The sequence below is a fragment of the Cupriavidus sp. 05L310 genome, from assembly GCF_056398185.1.
Genome location: NZ_JBFTOX010000041.1, coordinates 1 through 15,898 on the forward strand (window position 1 = coordinate 1; position 15,898 = coordinate 15,898).

A 15,898-nucleotide genomic window follows, 5' to 3' on the forward strand; every position below is an offset into this window, starting at 1 on the left:
GTCTTGCGACGAAAGACCAGTTGGAAGTCTGCCCGCTTTCGCGTGGGATGATGTTTCAACCCCTATCCGAACCATTACAGCCCGGCATTCGCTTTTTCCAACCTCCCATACCCGCACAGCCAACAGCGTTCCTTGCGGTTCGCCTGCCTAAGCTAACTGCGCTTCGGCAGCCATACGGGCTTACCACGTTCCCTGCGCGTTACACGACTGGGTTAGGGCCTGCCTTTTCGCCGGTGGTTCATTAGCGACGTGTCCCGACGATCCAGCGGGACATCCGACCACGTACCGTTTGGTTAGTGCCTATCAGCAGCTTTGGCACTGCAATGCTTACGACGTTTATCAGCAGTTCACTTACATTACCCATACCAGTCAGCCTAGCTCCTCGACCCCATCGCTGCTCGGAGTCTCCACCCATTTCCCTCACGGAGAACGGGCACCCTTACGGGGGCTACATTGTCAGGGAAGCTTCACACCCCACCGTTACCAGTGACGCATGTCCCCTTAGGCTACTGCTAGTCGCATAGCAGGTTCTCTATCAGAGCACCCTCGCGGGTGAGTCCGACCGAACCATAACGCGCAGAGCTTACGCTCCGGAACCTCACTCTCTTACTTCATGTGCTCCTAACCAGCGAGCGCTTGACGGCGGTGGGCTCTTGCGAGCGCTAGCCTCCGTCCCAAAGAACGTAGCGCCGATCCCATATGGACCGGATTGAATGCTATGTTGCGCCTACACAACAAACCGAATTGTGCAGACGCCCACACCCGCCATGGAGCGTGCGTTTACAGAGAACTCGCCCAAAGGCGAGCGTCCCCGCCCTTGGGCAATGGCTGGACATTCATCCAGCAAAAAGCAAGCTTCGATTCGGGCCGGTATTCTGGCCCCCATCGCAACATCTGGACTCCCCCCACCTTGCGGCCAGGTTCGTCAAAGCAAGAAATGGTTGAGATTGACGGGTCAGCCTAAGCCTTCCCGCGTCCCAACAAAGGTCGATGCTCCTAACGTTGGAGCTACCCGGACACGAAGTGCGTGTCGCACGGATCGCCGCATTATAGCAAGCAGGGCGCAGCCAACCGCCCCCGGTTCGCGCTGGAATGCCCGGCCGCGCGGAATCATTTATGCTGCGTCCGGTCTGAATGCTGTCGCACGGGACGTGCGGCCGACGTGGACGGCACATTCTGCCCTCGCCCACGCTGGCTGTGACGACCGCGCCATTTCTCCTCCCTCGGTTACTCCATGCAACGACGCAACTTCCTTGGTGCCGGTGCGGCAGCCCTGCTGGCTGCCTGCTCCTTTGGCCCAAAACCGGGCGCACTCACCGCAGCGCCGGACACCCCGGCTGCGCCGCCCACGGCGCCACCCCGGCCGATCAAGATCGGCCTTGCGCTCGGCGGTGGCGCCGCACGCGGCTTCGCCCACATTGGCGTGATCAAGGCACTCGAAGCACAGGGCATCCATCCGGACTTGGTCACTGGCACCAGCGCGGGCGCGGTGGTCGCGGCACTCTACGCATCGGGCATGAACGGATTCCAACTCAACAAGGTGGCGCTGACGATGGACGAAGCCACCATCGCCGACTGGGCCCTGCCCTTCGGCACCCGCTTTGGCGGCTGGCTCAAGGGCGAGGCGCTGCAGAACTACGTGAACCGGCTGGTCGCAAATCGCCCGATCGAGTCCATGAAGCTGCCACTGGGCATCGTCGCCACCAACCTCAAGACCGGCCAGGGCATCTTGTTCCGGCGCGGCAACACCGGCCAGGCGGTACGGGCATCGAGCAGCGTGCCGGGCGTGTTCCAGCCGGTCTCGATCCAGGGGCATGACTATGTGGATGGCGGGCTGGTCGAACCCGTACCGGTCGATTCCGCGCGCGCCATGGGCGCTGACTTCGTGATAGCCGTGAACATCTCCGCCGAGCCCTCCAGCCAGAAGAACGGCGGCCAGAGCGGCGTATTGCTGCAGACCACGGCCATCATGGGGCAGTCGATCAGCAAGATGGCCCTGGCGCATGCCGATGTGGTAATCCGCCCCGACCTGCCGGACATGGGTGGCAGCGACTTCGCCTCGCGCAACCGCGCCATCCTGGCTGGCGAGCAAGCGGCCTCCGCGGTCATGGCGAGCCTGCGCGACAGGCTTGCCCTGGCGCGCTCGCGGCCCGCCGGAACGGTGGCCGCGCAATAACGGCCGCGGGAGCACATGCCGCCGGGAGGCGGCGCCAACGAAAAAGGACTGCGAGGCAGTCCTTTTTCGTTGTGACACGCACGGACAGGGCCCGCCCTCGCCTCAGCCGCCGTAGAGCGAACGACCGCCTGCGTTGGGATCGAAACGCTTGAGCGTCTCGACCATATTGCCCAGGTTGCTGGCGCTGCCGCTGTCCTGCGGCATATCGTCGATACGGCGCGCGCCGTTGTAGCGCGTCACCCAGTACGAGGCGCGCATGTCATCGACACGAATCTTGCTGCCGGTGGACGGGGCATGTACGAACTTGTTGTCACCAATGTAGATGCCAACGTGCGAGAAGGTATGGCGCATGGTGTTGAAGAACACCAGGTCGCCGGGGCGCAGGTCGCTGGTTGCCACGGTGGTGCCAACCTGGCTCATCTCGACCGAGCGGCGCGGCAGCATGAAGCCAAAGGTATCGTTGAAGACGTAGCGGACAAAACCGCTGCAGTCGAGGCCCGATTCCGGGCTGTTGCCGCCGAAGCGGTAACGCACGCCGATCAACCCGAGGGCATTCATGACCAAGTCGCCGGCCTTGCTGGCCACATGGCTGGTCGAGTTCATGACCGAAGACAGCAAGCCGCGCTTGCCTTCCGGATGCGGCTCCGCGCTGAGTTCGGTACGTGCGTCGATGCGGGCGTCGGGATCCTTGAAGACCGTGTCAGCCAGCACTCCATTCGATAGAGTGGCACCGCAGGCAATGGCTATTCCTACGGCGGCGCGCGCCAGGGAATGAAGCACCGTTCGCTGCATTGGTTCTCCTGATGAATCGTTCTTGTCCGGGCCCGGGCAAACACACCGGGGCGGGCCTGAAATCAATGAAGTGGATCGCACGCAAAAAGCGCGCCAAGTGACGCAAGCCACCCGCGCTGTGCATAAGCGACGCGCGAACCACCCGTAAAATTAGTTCTCGCCGGATGGTATAAGGTTGTCATCCACATGTCAAAGTTCGTTACAAAATTCAGACAAAGTGCTTTGTAATCAAGGCTATACAACGGAAGTCGCAGATGCTTTCTCGGTTTGATTATGTCAGCGGCAGGTCAATCGGGTGACACCCTGAGTTCGGCCGCACCAACTTGCGGCGGAATCGGGTCGCCTGCACCAATTTCGGCCGCGATCATGAGCTTGCGGGTGTATGCGTGCTGCGGATCACCTAGCACAACCTCGGTTTCTCCCGCCTCCACCACCTCGCCGGACTTCATCACGATGACCCGGTGCGCCATGGCGCGGATCACGGCCAGGTCATGGCTGATAAAGAGATAGCTCAGGTTGTACTTGCGCTGCAGTTGCGTCAGCAGCGCCAGCACCTGCTGCTGGATGGAGACATCGAGCGCGGACGTCGGCTCATCGAGCACCAGCACCTGCGGCTTGAGGATCAGCACGCGCGCGATCGCCACGCGCTGGCGCTGGCCGCCGGAGAACTCATGGGGATACCGCCCCAGGGCCGTGCGGTCCATGCCCACCTCGCGCAGCGCCTCGGTAACGCGTTGCCGCATGGCGTCGCGCGAAAGGCCCGGCTGATGCAGTGCCAGGCCCTCCCCCACGATCTGCTCGATGGTCATGCGCGGCGAGAGCGAACCGAACGGGTCCTGGAACACCACCTGCAAGCGCGAGCGCAAAACGCTACGCTCGCGCCGCGAGACTTCGTCCAGGTTGCGGCCCAGGAACTGGATTTCGCCGGCACTACGGCGCTGCAGGTTCAGCACGGCGTGAGCCAGCGTGGTCTTTCCGGAGCCCGATTCGCCCACGATGCCGATCGTCTCGCCCTCGCGCAGCGAAAAATCCACGCCCTTGACCGCGGCAAACTGATCCCGGCCGAACCAGCCAGCCAGCCCGCTGCGCTTGCGCGCATAGTTCACGCACAAGCCGCGCGCTTCCAGCAGTACCGGCGCCAGCGGCACCAACGGCAGCACCTCCCGGCGCGGCCGGCTGTCGATCAGCTTGCGGGTGTAGGGATGCTGGGGCGCGGCGAAAACGCTGGTGGTTTCGCCCACCTCGACCAGCACGCCCTTCTCCATCACGCCCACGCGCTGGGCAAAAGCCCGCACCAGGTTGAGGTCGTGCGTGATCAGCATGACGGCCATGCCGAACTCAGCCTGCAGGTCGCGCAGCAACTCGAGGATCTGCACGCGGATGGTGACGTCGAGAGCAGTGGTAGGCTCGTCGGCCAGCAGCAGCTTGGGCCGGCAGGCCAGCGCCATGGCGATCATCGCGCGCTGGCGCTGGCCGCCCGATAGCTGGTGTGGAAAGCTGTCGAACCGGTGCGCCGCATCACTGATGCCAGTGCGCTCGAGCAACGCAATGGCGCGCTCGCGCGCAGAGCGCCGGTCCAGGCCCTCATGCAGCGCCAGCGTCTCCACGATCTGGTTGCCGATCGTGTAGAGCGGGTTGAGCGCAGTCATCGGTTCCTGGAAGATCATGGCGATGTCGGCACCACGAATGCCCCGCATCTCGCGCTCCGAGACCTTGAGCAGGTCGCGGCCCTCGAAACGCACCGCGCCCTGGTAACGCGCGTCCTCCACCAGGCGCAGCATGGCAAGCGCGGTAACCGTCTTGCCCGAGCCGGATTCGCCCACCAGCGCGAAGCGTTCGCCCGCACGCAGGTCAAAGCTGACATCGCGCACCGCGCGGGTGGCCTCGTCGCCATGGCCGAACGTGACCGACAGGCGTTCGATGCACATTAGCGGACCGCCAGCGCCCTCCTTGGCTTGCACCGCTTGCACACCATTCACGGTGCTGGCTTGCGACAGTGCGCTCATGGCGTCACCTCGGCCGCGGGCGAACCTTCCGGCGCCTTCGGCTCGACCCGTCCGCGTAGCTGGGCCAGGCCCAGGCGCGTATCGAAGGCATCGCGCAGCGCGTCGCCCATGAAGGTCAGCAGCAGCAGGGTCACCACCAGCACGGCGAAGGTCGACAAGGAAATCCACCAGGCATCGAGGTTGGCCTTGCCCTGCGCCAGCAACTCACCCAGGCTAGGGGTGGTGGGCGGCACGCCCAGGCCAAGGAAGTCGAGGCTGGTCAGGGCCAGGATGGCGGCGCTCATGCGGAATGGCAGGAAGGTGATGACGGGCGTCAGGCTGTTGGGCAGGATGTGGCGCCACATGATCTGTACGTTGGAGAGTCCGAGCGCCCGTGCCGCCTTGACGTAATCGAGCGAGCGATTGCGGTAGAACTCGGCGCGCACGTAGTCGGACAAACCCATCCAGCCGAACAGCGAGAGCAGGATGATCAGCAGCGCCAGGCTTGGCGTGAAGATCGAGGCGAAGATGATCAGCAGATAGAGCTCGGGCATCGAGCTCCAGATCTCGATGGCGCGCTGCGAGAACAGGTCGAAGCGCCCGCCGAAGAAGCCCATCAGGGCGCCCGTCAGGGTGCCGATCACCACGCCGATCAGGGTCAGGGCCAGGCTGAACAGCACGGAGACGCGAAAGCCGTAGAGCAGCCGTGCCAGCACGTCGCGCCCGCGGTCGTCGGTACCCAGCCAGTTCTCCGCCGAAGGCGGCGCCGGATTGGGTTCCTTGGAGAAATAGTTGATCGAATCGTACGAATAGCGGTTGGGCGGAAAGATCGCGAAATTGCCATTGCTGGTGATGCGGTCGCGGATAAAGGGATCGAGGTAGTCCGCCCTGGTAGGAAAGTCTCCGTCGAAGGTGTTCTCGGCGTAGGTCTTGACGATGGGGAAATACCATTCGCCCTTGTACTTCACCACCAGCGGCCTGTCGCTCGACAAGGTCTCGGCAACCAGGCTGAGGAGGAAGATGGCAACAAAGAGGATCAGGCTCCAGTAGCCGAGGCGATTGCGGCGAAACCGCTGCCAGGCTCGCTGGCGCGGCGAGGGCGAATGCGGCAGCCCGTTGGGGAGCGTGCGCGAGCGGAATTTCATCGGTGCACTGCCTCGAAGTGGATGCGCGGGTCGACCATCACATAGCAGACATCGGAAATCAGCCGGGTCACCAGGCCGATCAGGGTGAACAGGTAGAGCGTGCCCAGCACGACCGGGTAATCGCGCCGCAGCACGGCCTCATAGGACAGCAGGCCGAGTCCGTCGAGCGAGAACAGCGTTTCGATCAGCAGGGAACCCGTGAAGAAAGCACCGATAAAGGCCGCCGGGAAACCGGTCACAAGCGGGATCAGCGCGTTGCGGAAGATGTGCTTCCACAGCACGCGCCGCTCCGCCAGGCCCTTGGCGCGGGCGGTCAGCACGTATTGCTTGCGAATCTCTTCGAGGAAAGCGTTCTTGGTCAGCATGGTAACCACGGCAAAACTGCCCACCACCGATGCGGTGATCGGCAGCACCAGGTGCCAAAGGTAATCCATTACCTTGCCCATCAGCGAGAGCTGCTCCCAGTTGTCCGACGTGAGCCCGCGCAGCGGGAACCACTGCACGAACGTGCCGCCCCCGAACAGCACCAGCAGCAACACACCCAGCACGAAGCCGGGAATGGCATAGCCCACCAGCACCACCATGCTGGTCACCACATCGAAGCGGCTGCCCGCCCGGATCGCCTTGGAGATACCGAGCGGCACCGATATCAGGTAGGTCAGGAAGAAGGTCCATAGACCCAGGCTGACGGAGACCGGCATCTTCGACTTCACCAGCTCCCACACGCTGCGGTGCTGGAAATAGCTCTGCCCCAGGTCGAACTGGGCGAAGCGCTTGAGCATCATGAAGTAGCGCTCCAGCGGCGGCTTGTCGAAGCCGTACAGGGCCTGGATCTCCTTGATCTTCTCGGGGTCCACGCCGCGCCGGCCGCGGTATTCCGCGCCGCCGCCGCTGGCCTCGCCGCCACCGCCCCCCCTGCCCTTGAGCTCGAGCATCATCTGCTCGACCGGCCCCCCCGGCACGAACTGGATCACCGCGAAGGTGAGGGTGATGACGCCGATCAGGGTCGGGATCATCAGCAATACGCGCTTGAGCAGATAGGCGAGCATCTTGTTTCCTTGTCGCGCTTATTGAGCGGCCGGCTTGGTGTCGGCACGCCACCAATCGCTCAGTATCCAGCCTTCGGCCGTGTAGTAGTGCGGCAAGCGCTGCGGATAGACCAGCTCTTTCCGATATGACACCCGGTGCGAGGCGCTATACCAGTTGGGCACGATGTAGTAGCCGTGCATCAGCACGCGGTCCAGCGCGCGCCCGGCGTTGACCAGTTCCTCGCGCGTATGGGCGTGCAGGACATTGTCCACCAACCGGTCGATGGCGGGCGATTTCAGGCCGAACAGATTATCGGAACCGGGCGTGCCTGCGGCTTCGCTGTTGAAGCGGTCGCGCAGTTCGTTGCCGGGGCTCTGCGAATCCGGGAAGCGGATCGACACCATATCGAAGTCGAAGTCCTCCAGCCGCTTCTGGTATAGCGCGAAATCGGTGGTGCGCTGGTTCACCTCCATGCCCAGCTTTTCCAGGTTGCGCACATAAGTGGTAATGACGCGGCTCATGGCGCCGCCGTCATCCAGGAACTCGAAGACGAAAGGTTCACCCTTGGCATTGCGCAGCGCACCATCCGTGTAGGTCCACCCCGCCTGCGCCAGCAACCTGCGCGCCTCGCGCAGGTTGTCCCGCAGGGAGCGCGGCGGATTGGTGGTAGGCATCGTCACGATAGGCCCGAATACCTCCGGCGCCAACTGTGTGCGCAGCGGCTCCAGCAGCGCCAGCTCGCCGGGGCCTGGCCGGCCGTCGAAGGTGGCACTGGCTGCCAGTTCGCTGTTGGAGAACCAGCTATCGAGACGCCGGTAAGCACCGTAGAAAAGCTGGCGGTTCAGCCACTCGAAATCCAGCGCCAGGATCATGGCTTGCCTGACCCGCACATCCTGGAACACCGGCTTGCGCATATTCATGACGAAGCCTTGCATGCCGGCTCCGTTGCGATGCGGAAAATCGGTCTTCACCAACTCGCCGTTGCTAAAGCGCTTGCCCTCATAGCTCTTGGCCCAGCTCTTGGCCTTGTACTCGACGATGGCGTCGAACTCGCCGGCCTTGAAGGCTTCCAGCTTGGCGGTCTCGTCCTTGTAGAGGCGGTAGACCACGCGATCGAAGTTAAAGGTGCCGCGCCGCACCGCCAGGTCCTTGCCCCAATAGGCTGGATTGCGCTTGAAACTGATGCCGCGCCCGGCATCGTAGCGCTCGATCAGGTAGGGCCCGCTGGCCACGGGATCCTCGAAGGTCAGCTTGTCGAACGGTACCGTGGCGGTCCACTTCTTCGAAAAGACCGGCAGCGAACCGACAATCAGCGGCAACTCGACATTGCGCTGCTTGAAATCGAAGCGCACCGTGTGCGGATCCACCACAGTGACGGCTTTCACATCGGTGCACATGCTGCGGTAGCCTGGGCTGGATGCCTTGCTCATCAGCATGTCGTAGGAATACTTGACATCGCTGGCCAGCACCGGATCGCCGTTGCTGAAGCGCGCCTGCGGCCGAATGTGAAAGGAGACGGACAGCTCGTCCGCCGCCACGGTCACGTCGTCGGCCAGCAAGCCATAGGCGCTGGCGGTTTCGTCGGCGCTGGCGATCAGCAGGGATTCGAACATCAGCGAATTCACGCCGGGGGCGGAGGTACCCTTGAGCGTAAACGGGTTGAACTTGTCGAAGCTGGTGCGGCGATCCGGATTCGCGAGCGTCAGCGTGCCGCCGCGTGGCGCGTCCGGATTGACGTAATCGAAATGGGTGAAGTCGGCGGGATACTTGAGGCCGCCATACTGCGCGAAACCATGGGCCGCGCCAGCGGATAAGGGAAAACCCGCGGCACACAGGGCTACTAGTCCACAGCCCAGCGCCGCAATCGTGCGGAAGCGCTGCCATGCCGCCTGAAGCGGTCTACGTGCGCGAATAGACATCCGGTTGGGGTCCTCCACCTGAATCGGATTCGTCCGCGGCCGTCTGCGGCGCGGTCAAGTTATGAGACAATTTTACATGGGTTCGGCCGGCATTCAGCCATCCGGACATTCCAGTACGCGGCACCGCTAGTTTGCCGGTCGTCAGCCTGCTGCCAAGCAGCCACCGCGGCGCGCGCTGCAACCCGGACGCGATTGCACGAACCGTGCCCGTCCACCTCGAACATCATTGGAGAAGTTATGGGATTTCTCGCAGGTAAGCGAATCCTGATTACCGGCTTGCTGTCCAACCGCTCGATTGCCTATGGCATCGCATCGGCCTGCAAGCGCGAAGGCGCGGAACTCGCCTTTACTTATGTCGGCGAGCGTTTCAAGGACCGCATCAACGATTTTGCCAAGGAGTTTGGCAGCAGTCTGGTGTTCGAATGCGATGTCGGCAGCGACGAGCAAATCGCCGCCACCTTCGCCGCACTGGGCCAGAGCTGGGACAAGCTCGACGGGCTGGTGCACTCGATCGGCTTCGCACCGCGCGAAGCGATCGCCGGCGACTTCCTCGAGGGCCTCTCGCGCGAATCCTTCCGCGTGGCGCACGACATTTCCGCCTACAGCTTCCCGGCGCTGGCCAAGGCCGCACTGCCCATGCTGTCGGACAAGGCCTCGCTGCTGACGCTGACCTATCTGGGCGCGGAGCGCGTGGTGCCGAACTACAACACCATGGGCCTGGCCAAAGCCTCGCTGGAAGCCAGCGTGCGCTACCTGGCCGCCTCGGTAGGCCCGCGCGGCATCCGTGCCAACGGCATCTCGGCGGGCCCGATCAAGACCCTGGCTGCCTCCGGCATCAAGGGCTTCGGCAAGCTGCTGGGCCATATCGAGGAAGCAGCGCCGCTGCGCCGAAATGTGACCATCGACGAGGTCGGCAACGTGGCCGCATTCCTGCTGTCCGACCTGGCCAGCGGTGTGACCGGCGAGATCACCTACGTCGACGCCGGCTTCAACACGGTGGGCGCGAGCCTGCCCGAAGAAGCGTAATCCGGGTGCGGCCGCCTGGGCGGCCGGCCATCGCAAAAAAGGGGCGCCCGGCTTTGGCCGGCGCCCCTTTTTAGTGCCTGCGGCGAGCTGGCACCGGGACCACCGCGCATGGCACGCGCCAACTAATCGGGGCCCGGCGCGGGCAGGAGACCCGAGCGCAGATAAGCAATGATCGGCGCCCAGAAGGCATCCTGACGCTCCGGTTCGATCGCCGCATCGTGCGGCAACGCCGGCAACGCCACCAGTCGCCGCGCCCCCGCGGCGGCACGCTCCAGCCGCTCGGCATGCGCGAAGGGAATCACCTCATCCGCGCGGCTGTGCACAAGCAGCAGCGGCAACTGCAAATTACGCAAGTGCATCTCGTTGTCCCACGGCTCGGGCAACAGCCGCGCCAACCACGCCGGCACCCGCCCTGTCACCACCGCCGCCTCGCGCGCGGACGTGAATCCGGCTGCAATCACCAGGCCAGCCGGCGCCGGGCGCAATGTGGATATCACATCAAGCAGCACCGCTGAGCCCAGCGAAAATCCCATCACATAGCGCCGGGACGACAACGGCGTAGCGGCAAGGAACTGCCCGTAAGCGGCCACGCCATCTTCATGCAGGTTGACAACGCCGGGCTTGCCGTCGCTGGCGCCGTAGCCGCTGTAGTCGAACACACAGGAAGAAACACCGTTACGGTAAAGCAGCGCCTGGGCGCTGGCCCAGTCGGACAGGTTCTCCTCGTCGCCGTGATAGATCAGCACGGCAGGCGCCTCGGCTGCCTGCACCAATACGCAAGAGCCGCGCAACGTGCGCGCCCCGCTGGAAAAAGCGAACTGGCGTGACGGGGCGCCCAGGCGGTCGGGGGTCATGGCATCGGCGGAGCCGGCCGGCTTGGGTTCGAACGCATCACGTTCAACGGCCAGGAACAAGGCATGGCGGGCAGCAGCCGCCAGCAACAACAGGCAGGCGCCGCCGGCCAGCCATTGACGCAGCTTCCTGGCACTGCCTGCCGGGGACTTTGCCATGGGGACACCTCGGGAAACGAGACCGTGGCCAAAAACCGCGGCTCAACCCTGGAATCTTAATCCGGACTTGTGGGGAATGCGGGAGAAGGTGGCCCGCCCTACACGATTCGAACGTGTGACCGCTCGCTTAGAAGGCGAGTGCTCTATCCAACTGAGCTAAGGGCGGATACGTGGAAACTGCTGAAGACTACCGATACGAAGCCCGGTATTCTACCTCAGAGCCGCAGCCTATCCTACCGCCCCGACACGGCGCGCCGCACAGGCAATCGTCACGATGCCTGCGAAATCCGCATGCGCGGTGTCTTTGCCATGCCGGCAATTCGCTCGACGGGCTGCGTGGAAACGCAATTCCGACCCATTGTCTTGGCGTCGTAGAGGGCATTGTCGGCTCGGCGCATTAGCGCATCCGCGCCCTCTCCCGGCAGCCGCTCGGCCATGCCGACGCTGACCGTGTAGGAGATCGCATCCGGCTCGGACGGGCATGGCGTTGCGCGCACCAGCATATTCAACCGCAAGCTGATCGCCCGCCCCTGGTCCAGTGACGCATCGGGCATCACGATGCCGAACTCTTCCCCACCCAGCCGGCCGACGAAATCGCCCGTGCGCACCGACTTGCGCAGCAACCCACTGAAGTGGCGCAGCACGCTGTCGCCGGCGAGGTGGCCGTAGAGATCGTTGATGGCCTTGAAGTGATCAAGATCGATGAAGGCCACGGTCAAAGGACGTTGCAGGCGGTCCGCCTGCTTGCAGGCATCCTCCAGCGCCTCCCAGTAAGCGCCGCGCGTCAGCAAATCGGTAAGATCGTCATAACTGGCGCGATGCTCGAGCCGGCGGCGCAGGCTGTCGTGGGCCATCAGCGCGAAGCTGACCGACAGGCTGACGATGCCGAAGGCGTGCAGGAGGGTGAACGTTCCCTCGGGTGGCCCCTTCGCCAGCCAGGCGAGCCCGGCAGGAAGCAGGGCCAGGTCGGCTGCCTGATAGACGCCCATACCCGCGCAGGCGAGCGCGATCAACCCAAGCGACAGCGCCGCCAGCCGCCCGGTGCCGCGCTTGGCCGGCACTTGCGCCGCCACGACGCGCAGCAACGCGAGCGGAAGATAGATATTGGCCAGGGCGAAGAGCAGCGCCGGCCCCGATGGCGGCGCCCCCGACCAATCGAAGTAGACCGCACCGGCCAGCACCGCAAGATTCAGCAGGCAGAGTGCGCCCGCGCGCCCACGCCTGCCGAAGAAGCAGCGCGTGCCGTAAACCATCAAGGACAGCGCCGCGGTCATGACCATGTCCGCCAGATTGAGCGTCAGCCATTCCGGCAGATAGTCATGCGCGGCAAGCAAGACCGTGGCGGCCGTTACCAACAGGTCGCCAACCGCCCAGGAATTCAAGCCCGCCCGGCCCATACCCGGTGTGCGCTGCAAGACGGCGAATACCACTGCCATCTGCAACCCGAATAGACCCGCGACGAGCATACTAACTTGCGACTGAAACATGATTTCCCCGTCCAACTTGGCAGGTGGCGTTCCATCACGCCACCTTGCGCCCCAGGACCCGCGCGGACCCAAGGTTTTCGCCATTCATTCTTTTTACGCATCTGACCGACTTCATGCGCCCCGGCGGACGAGGGCTGGGCCTCGCGATCGTGGCGAGGGCACTCTTGTTTTCATGCTCGGCGCCAGTCCGGCAGGCGGCACGCTTCCCCTTGCGCCTGACCGGGCGCGGGGTCTGGCCGCTGCGGTGTGCGGATTATGTCAGCGCTTGCGACCAAGTCAAGCGAACCTTACCCATCGAATACGGCAGCGCTACCGGCACCGGCCAGCGCCATGCGCGGCCGGTGCAAAAGTAAAATTTGACCCGTGCCCCCCAGCCGGGCTACAATCCGACGCTTCGGGGCGTAGCGCAGCCTGGTAGCGCATCTGATTTGGGATCAGAGGGTCGCATGTTCGAATCATGTCGCCCCGACCAGTATTTGGCAATATGATCAAAGGCTTAGACCATAGGGTCTAAGCCTTTTTTTCGTCCACTGTTGGTACATGGGCCGAATCTCGGCCACTCGCCTGCCGCCCCCTCCACTGCGCCGCACCAATTCCATGGCAATGCCATGAACATGGGATGCCCCGCGAGAGCCGGAACGACGACACTGATCGCGGGCGGATCCGCAGAACGCCCACACCACTTTTAGCCCGTCACCTACCCGGCCGCGGGCTTTTTTTCGTGTTTTTGCGAGTGGAAACCAACAAGGTACCCGAGAGCACACCACGCCCGGGCAGCACTGGCATGGTATAATCGCGCGTTAGCCCGGGGTGTATGCAGCATGCCCTGTAACCGGGCGCCCTTGCCGAAATCTGCAATCAAGCCGCAATTTATACTGCGACGCAGTATCGGCAAGCCACCGGGAACATCTTGCCCGCTTCATTGCCCCGCGCCTATCACGGTAGCTCGGCCGCATTAGCTTGGGCCGCAACCGGCAAGGCAATCGGCCGGGCACTGACGCGCCCCCTGGCGATTCCCTAACGTGGACCACGTTGCACGCGCTTCGGCCGTGCCGGTCCGGGTCAGCTTGCCTCCCGCAACTCCAAGGCGCAACCAAGCAAGCCGGCGCTTGTCACTGCTGGCACCCGGACCTCGCGAGTCAGCAGGCGGCAAGCCCGCGCTCGCCTCACCGGATTTACCTAAATCATGCAGCCCAAGGCTGCCGTAAAGGAAGAAGATTGGCTAAGGAAGAACTCATTGAATTTGGCGGCGTTGTCTCGGAAGCCCTGCCCGACAATCGTTACCGCGTAACGCTGGAAAACGGCGTGGAAATCTGGGCCTATGCCTCGGGCAAGATGCAGAAACACCGCATCCGCATCCTGGCCGGTGACCGCGTGACGCTGGAAATGTCGCCCTACGACTTGACCAAGGGCCGCATTAACTTCCGCCACAAAGTCTGATCTTCTTCCACACTCGCCGCCAGCGAGCGTTGCGCCAAGCGCGCTCCCAGGGCACCGCATAGCGGCGGTCCGGCCCAGGGAAACATCTGGCCATTGGTACCGCCTTGGTACCGGCAAGGGCCTGCCGGAAGCGTCGCCGTGGCAACGCCGGCCTGATCCCCCAGGCCTGGCATCCACGTGCTGGCGCCGTATGCGTTTCCGGCGGTCTTGGCATGAGGTGCCCGTCACATGCGCGTCATCCGGGCTTGCGATGCTGCAAGCCCGTTTGGCCGGTGTTTGCCCGCCTTGCATGCACCTGCAGGCGTAGCCATACTCAAGCCACCCCCCTAGTCCGAATACCCCGCCCCCATGAATCTGATCCTTTGGCGCCATGCCGAAGCCGAAGAGTTGCCTGGCTCGCTCGGCCTCAGCCGCAATGCCGACCTGCAGCGCCCATTGACAAGGCGCGGCCATAAGCAGGCGGATGCCTCGGCAGCCTGGCTGCGCGCGCACCTTCCGGCCGGCACGCGTGTTGTCTGCAGTCCGGCGCTGCGCACCCGCGAGACCGCCGCCGCCCTGCGGGAGAACGCCGAGATATTGCCCGAGCTCGCTCCAGGCGCCGACGTCAGTTCGGTACTGGCCGCGGTCGACTGGCCGCAGGGCGCCGAGCACACTGTCCTCGTAGGCCACCAGCCGTGGCTAGGCCGCCTTGCCAGCCTGATGCTGGCAGGCACCGAGATGAACTGGAGCGTGCGTAAGAGCGGCATCTGGTGGCTATCGGGCCGCACCCGCGAAAGCGAATCCCAGGTGGTGCTGCGGGCCGTCATCAATCCTGAATTTCTCTGACTTTTCCAGAGATTTCTTGCCTCCCGGGCCAGGCAGGCTCCACTTGCCTGGCCATCGTCACCGAACCGTCACAGCGGCTTCACGGCACTGTCACCTGCCCTCTCTACATTCGACCGCAACAGTTTCGTCACCGTAAGGACATACTGATGCGAGAGCTACCGACGCCCACCCAGCCGTTGTTCGATTCCTTGCCCAATGGCCTCTCCGGCCATTCGGCGCGGAGGCGTCTTCATCGCCAGCAACCTGCACAGGCAAATGAACAAGGGCATGAACAGCCTGCTTTCAGCGTGGCGTGGGCGCGCCACCAGGACGAAGTAGTCGAGGCGCAACGCCTGCGCTACAAAGTCTTTGCCGAAGAAATGGGCGCAAGGCTGAACCCGTCGACGCCGGAACTCGACGTGGATATGTTCGACGCCTATTGCGACCACCTGATCGTGCGCGACATGACCACGCTCAAGGTGGTCGGCACGTACCGCGTCATGGCGCCGCACCAGGCCAAGCGCATCGGCTGCCTCTATGCCGAGTCGGAATTCGACCTGGTGCGCCTGGCCCACCTCAAACCCAAGATGGTCGAACTGGGGCGCTCCTGCGTGCACCGGGACTACCGTTCGGGCAGCGTGATCATGGCGCTGTGGGGGGGCCTTGGCGAGTACCTGCAGCGCTGGGGAATCGAGTCGATGCTAGGATGCGCGAGCGTGCCGATGAGCGACGGCGGCCACTATGCGGCCAGCCTTTACCGCGTCTTCGCGGAGCGTGCCCTGGCGCCGATCGAATACCACGCCTTCCCGCGCCTGGCCTTGCCGATCGATGAGCTGAACCAGACGCTGGAGGTGGAACCGCCGGCACTGATCAAGGGCTACCTGCGGCTCGGCGCGCGCATTTGCGGCATGCCGGCCTGGGATCCCGACTTCAACGTCGCGGACTTCCTCACGCTGCTGCGCGTGAACGATATGAACCCCCGCTACGCGCGCCATTTCCTCGGCCTGAACCGCGGCGCCTGATCCGGACAGTTCCTGCGCGAGCGCTGGCTCGCACAGGCAACATCGGGTCATTGACCGGGGGCC

12 protein-coding genes and 2 tRNA genes are annotated in these 15,898 nt (G+C 63.9%); 6 read left to right on the top strand and 8 right to left on the bottom strand.

Annotated elements, in window-relative coordinates:
• Nucleotides 1-1,234: 1,234 nt before the first annotated feature.
• A complete protein-coding gene (locus tag AC1DS6_RS26950) occupies nt 1,235-2,176 on the top strand; it encodes a patatin-like phospholipase family protein (RefSeq protein ID WP_477103522.1) in 942 nt (313 codons plus the stop codon).
• Between the two features lie 102 nt (nt 2,177-2,278).
• On the opposite strand, the gene AC1DS6_RS26955 is transcribed toward AC1DS6_RS26950, so the two are convergent.
• The 5 genes from AC1DS6_RS26955 to AC1DS6_RS26975 form a co-directional block, all read right to left on the bottom strand.
• On the bottom strand, nt 2,279-2,968 hold the full coding sequence (locus AC1DS6_RS26955) for a C40 family peptidase (protein WP_035860485.1): 690 nt from the start codon (nt 2,966-2,968) through the stop codon (nt 2,279-2,281).
• Between the two features lie 287 nt (nt 2,969-3,255).
• Complete coding sequence (locus AC1DS6_RS26960) at nt 3,256-4,896, bottom strand: ABC transporter ATP-binding protein (RefSeq protein WP_441627538.1); 1,641 nt, start codon at nt 4,894-4,896, stop codon at nt 3,256-3,258.
• A gap of 74 nt (nt 4,897-4,970) precedes the next feature.
• A complete protein-coding gene (locus tag AC1DS6_RS26965) occupies nt 4,971-6,098 on the bottom strand; it encodes an ABC transporter permease (RefSeq protein ID WP_035860490.1) in 1,128 nt (375 codons plus the stop codon).
• The gene (locus AC1DS6_RS26970; protein ID WP_441627430.1) at nt 6,095-7,147 is read right to left on the bottom strand and encodes a microcin C ABC transporter permease YejB; all 1,053 of its coding nucleotides are present in this window, start codon (nt 7,145-7,147) and stop codon (nt 6,095-6,097) included. Before AC1DS6_RS26970 ends, AC1DS6_RS26965 begins: the two co-directional genes overlap by 4 nt.
• 18 nt (nt 7,148-7,165) lie before the next feature.
• Nucleotides 7,166-9,046 (bottom strand): extracellular solute-binding protein, encoded by a 1,881-nt coding sequence (locus AC1DS6_RS26975; RefSeq protein WP_441627432.1) that lies wholly within the window; start codon nt 9,044-9,046, stop codon nt 7,166-7,168.
• Between the two features lie 237 nt (nt 9,047-9,283).
• On the opposite strand from AC1DS6_RS26975, the gene fabI reads away from it, so the two are divergent.
• Complete coding sequence (gene fabI, locus AC1DS6_RS26980; protein ID WP_035860500.1) at nt 9,284-10,072, top strand: enoyl-ACP reductase FabI; 789 nt, start codon at nt 9,284-9,286, stop codon at nt 10,070-10,072.
• A 122-nt stretch (nt 10,073-10,194) separates the two neighbouring features.
• Here fabI and AC1DS6_RS26985 read toward each other — a convergent pair whose 3' ends face one another.
• The 3 genes from AC1DS6_RS26985 to AC1DS6_RS26995 all read right to left on the bottom strand — a co-directional run bounded on the left by AC1DS6_RS26985 (nt 10,195) and on the right by AC1DS6_RS26995 (nt 12,569).
• A complete protein-coding gene (locus AC1DS6_RS26985; protein ID WP_477103523.1) occupies nt 10,195-11,082 on the bottom strand; it encodes an alpha/beta hydrolase in 888 nt (295 codons plus the stop codon).
• Nucleotides 11,083-11,171: 89 nt separating this feature from the next.
• Nucleotides 11,172-11,248, bottom strand: a tRNA-Arg gene (locus AC1DS6_RS26990).
• Between the two features lie 103 nt (nt 11,249-11,351).
• Nucleotides 11,352-12,569: a GGDEF domain-containing protein gene (locus tag AC1DS6_RS26995; protein ID WP_441627437.1), complete on the bottom strand. Its 1,218-nt coding sequence runs from the start codon at nt 12,567-12,569 to the stop codon at nt 11,352-11,354.
• A 395-nt stretch (nt 12,570-12,964) separates the two neighbouring features.
• On the opposite strand from AC1DS6_RS26995, the gene AC1DS6_RS27000 reads away from it, so the two are divergent.
• From AC1DS6_RS27000 to AC1DS6_RS27015, 4 genes are all read left to right on the top strand, one after another.
• Nucleotides 12,965-13,041, top strand: a tRNA-Pro gene (locus tag AC1DS6_RS27000).
• A gap of 746 nt (nt 13,042-13,787) precedes the next feature.
• Nucleotides 13,788-14,009, top strand: a complete 222-nt coding sequence (infA, locus tag AC1DS6_RS27005) for a translation initiation factor IF-1 (RefSeq protein WP_006157708.1) — start codon at nt 13,788-13,790, stop codon at nt 14,007-14,009.
• 348 nt (nt 14,010-14,357) lie between these two features.
• Nucleotides 14,358-14,834 carry a SixA phosphatase family protein gene (locus AC1DS6_RS27010; RefSeq protein WP_035860512.1) on the top strand — a complete coding sequence of 159 codons (477 nt, stop codon included), beginning with the start codon at nt 14,358-14,360 and terminating at the stop codon, nt 14,832-14,834.
• Nucleotides 14,835-14,980: 146 nt separating this feature from the next.
• Complete coding sequence (locus AC1DS6_RS27015) at nt 14,981-15,835, top strand: GNAT family N-acetyltransferase (protein WP_081862006.1); 855 nt, start codon at nt 14,981-14,983, stop codon at nt 15,833-15,835.
• Nucleotides 15,836-15,898 lie beyond the last annotated feature (63 nt).

Bases quoted from the DNA above. Each gene is read 5' to 3' on its own strand.
- AC1DS6_RS26950 (WP_477103522.1), top strand. From the start codon at position 1,235: ATGCAACGACGCAACTTCCTTGGTGCCGGTGCGGCAGCCCTGCTGGCT.
- AC1DS6_RS26955 (WP_035860485.1), bottom strand. From the start codon at position 2,968: ATGCAGCGAACGGTGCTTCATTCCCTGGCGCGCGCCGCCGTAGGAATA.
- AC1DS6_RS26960 (WP_441627538.1), bottom strand. From the start codon at position 4,896: ATGTGCATCGAACGCCTGTCGGTCACGTTCGGCCATGGCGACGAGGCC.
- AC1DS6_RS26965 (WP_035860490.1), bottom strand. From the start codon at position 6,098: ATGAAATTCCGCTCGCGCACGCTCCCCAACGGGCTGCCGCATTCGCCC.
- AC1DS6_RS26970 (WP_441627430.1), bottom strand. From the start codon at position 7,147: ATGCTCGCCTATCTGCTCAAGCGCGTATTGCTGATGATCCCGACCCTG.
- AC1DS6_RS26975 (WP_441627432.1), bottom strand. From the start codon at position 9,046: ATGTCTATTCGCGCACGTAGACCGCTTCAGGCGGCATGGCAGCGCTTC.
- fabI (WP_035860500.1), top strand. From the start codon at position 9,284: ATGGGATTTCTCGCAGGTAAGCGAATCCTGATTACCGGCTTGCTGTCC.
- AC1DS6_RS26985 (WP_477103523.1), bottom strand. From the start codon at position 11,082: ATGGCAAAGTCCCCGGCAGGCAGTGCCAGGAAGCTGCGTCAATGGCTG.
- AC1DS6_RS26995 (WP_441627437.1), bottom strand. From the start codon at position 12,569: ATGTTTCAGTCGCAAGTTAGTATGCTCGTCGCGGGTCTATTCGGGTTG.
- AC1DS6_RS27010 (WP_035860512.1), top strand. From the start codon at position 14,358: ATGAATCTGATCCTTTGGCGCCATGCCGAAGCCGAAGAGTTGCCTGGC.
- AC1DS6_RS27015 (WP_081862006.1), top strand. From the start codon at position 14,981: ATGCGAGAGCTACCGACGCCCACCCAGCCGTTGTTCGATTCCTTGCCC.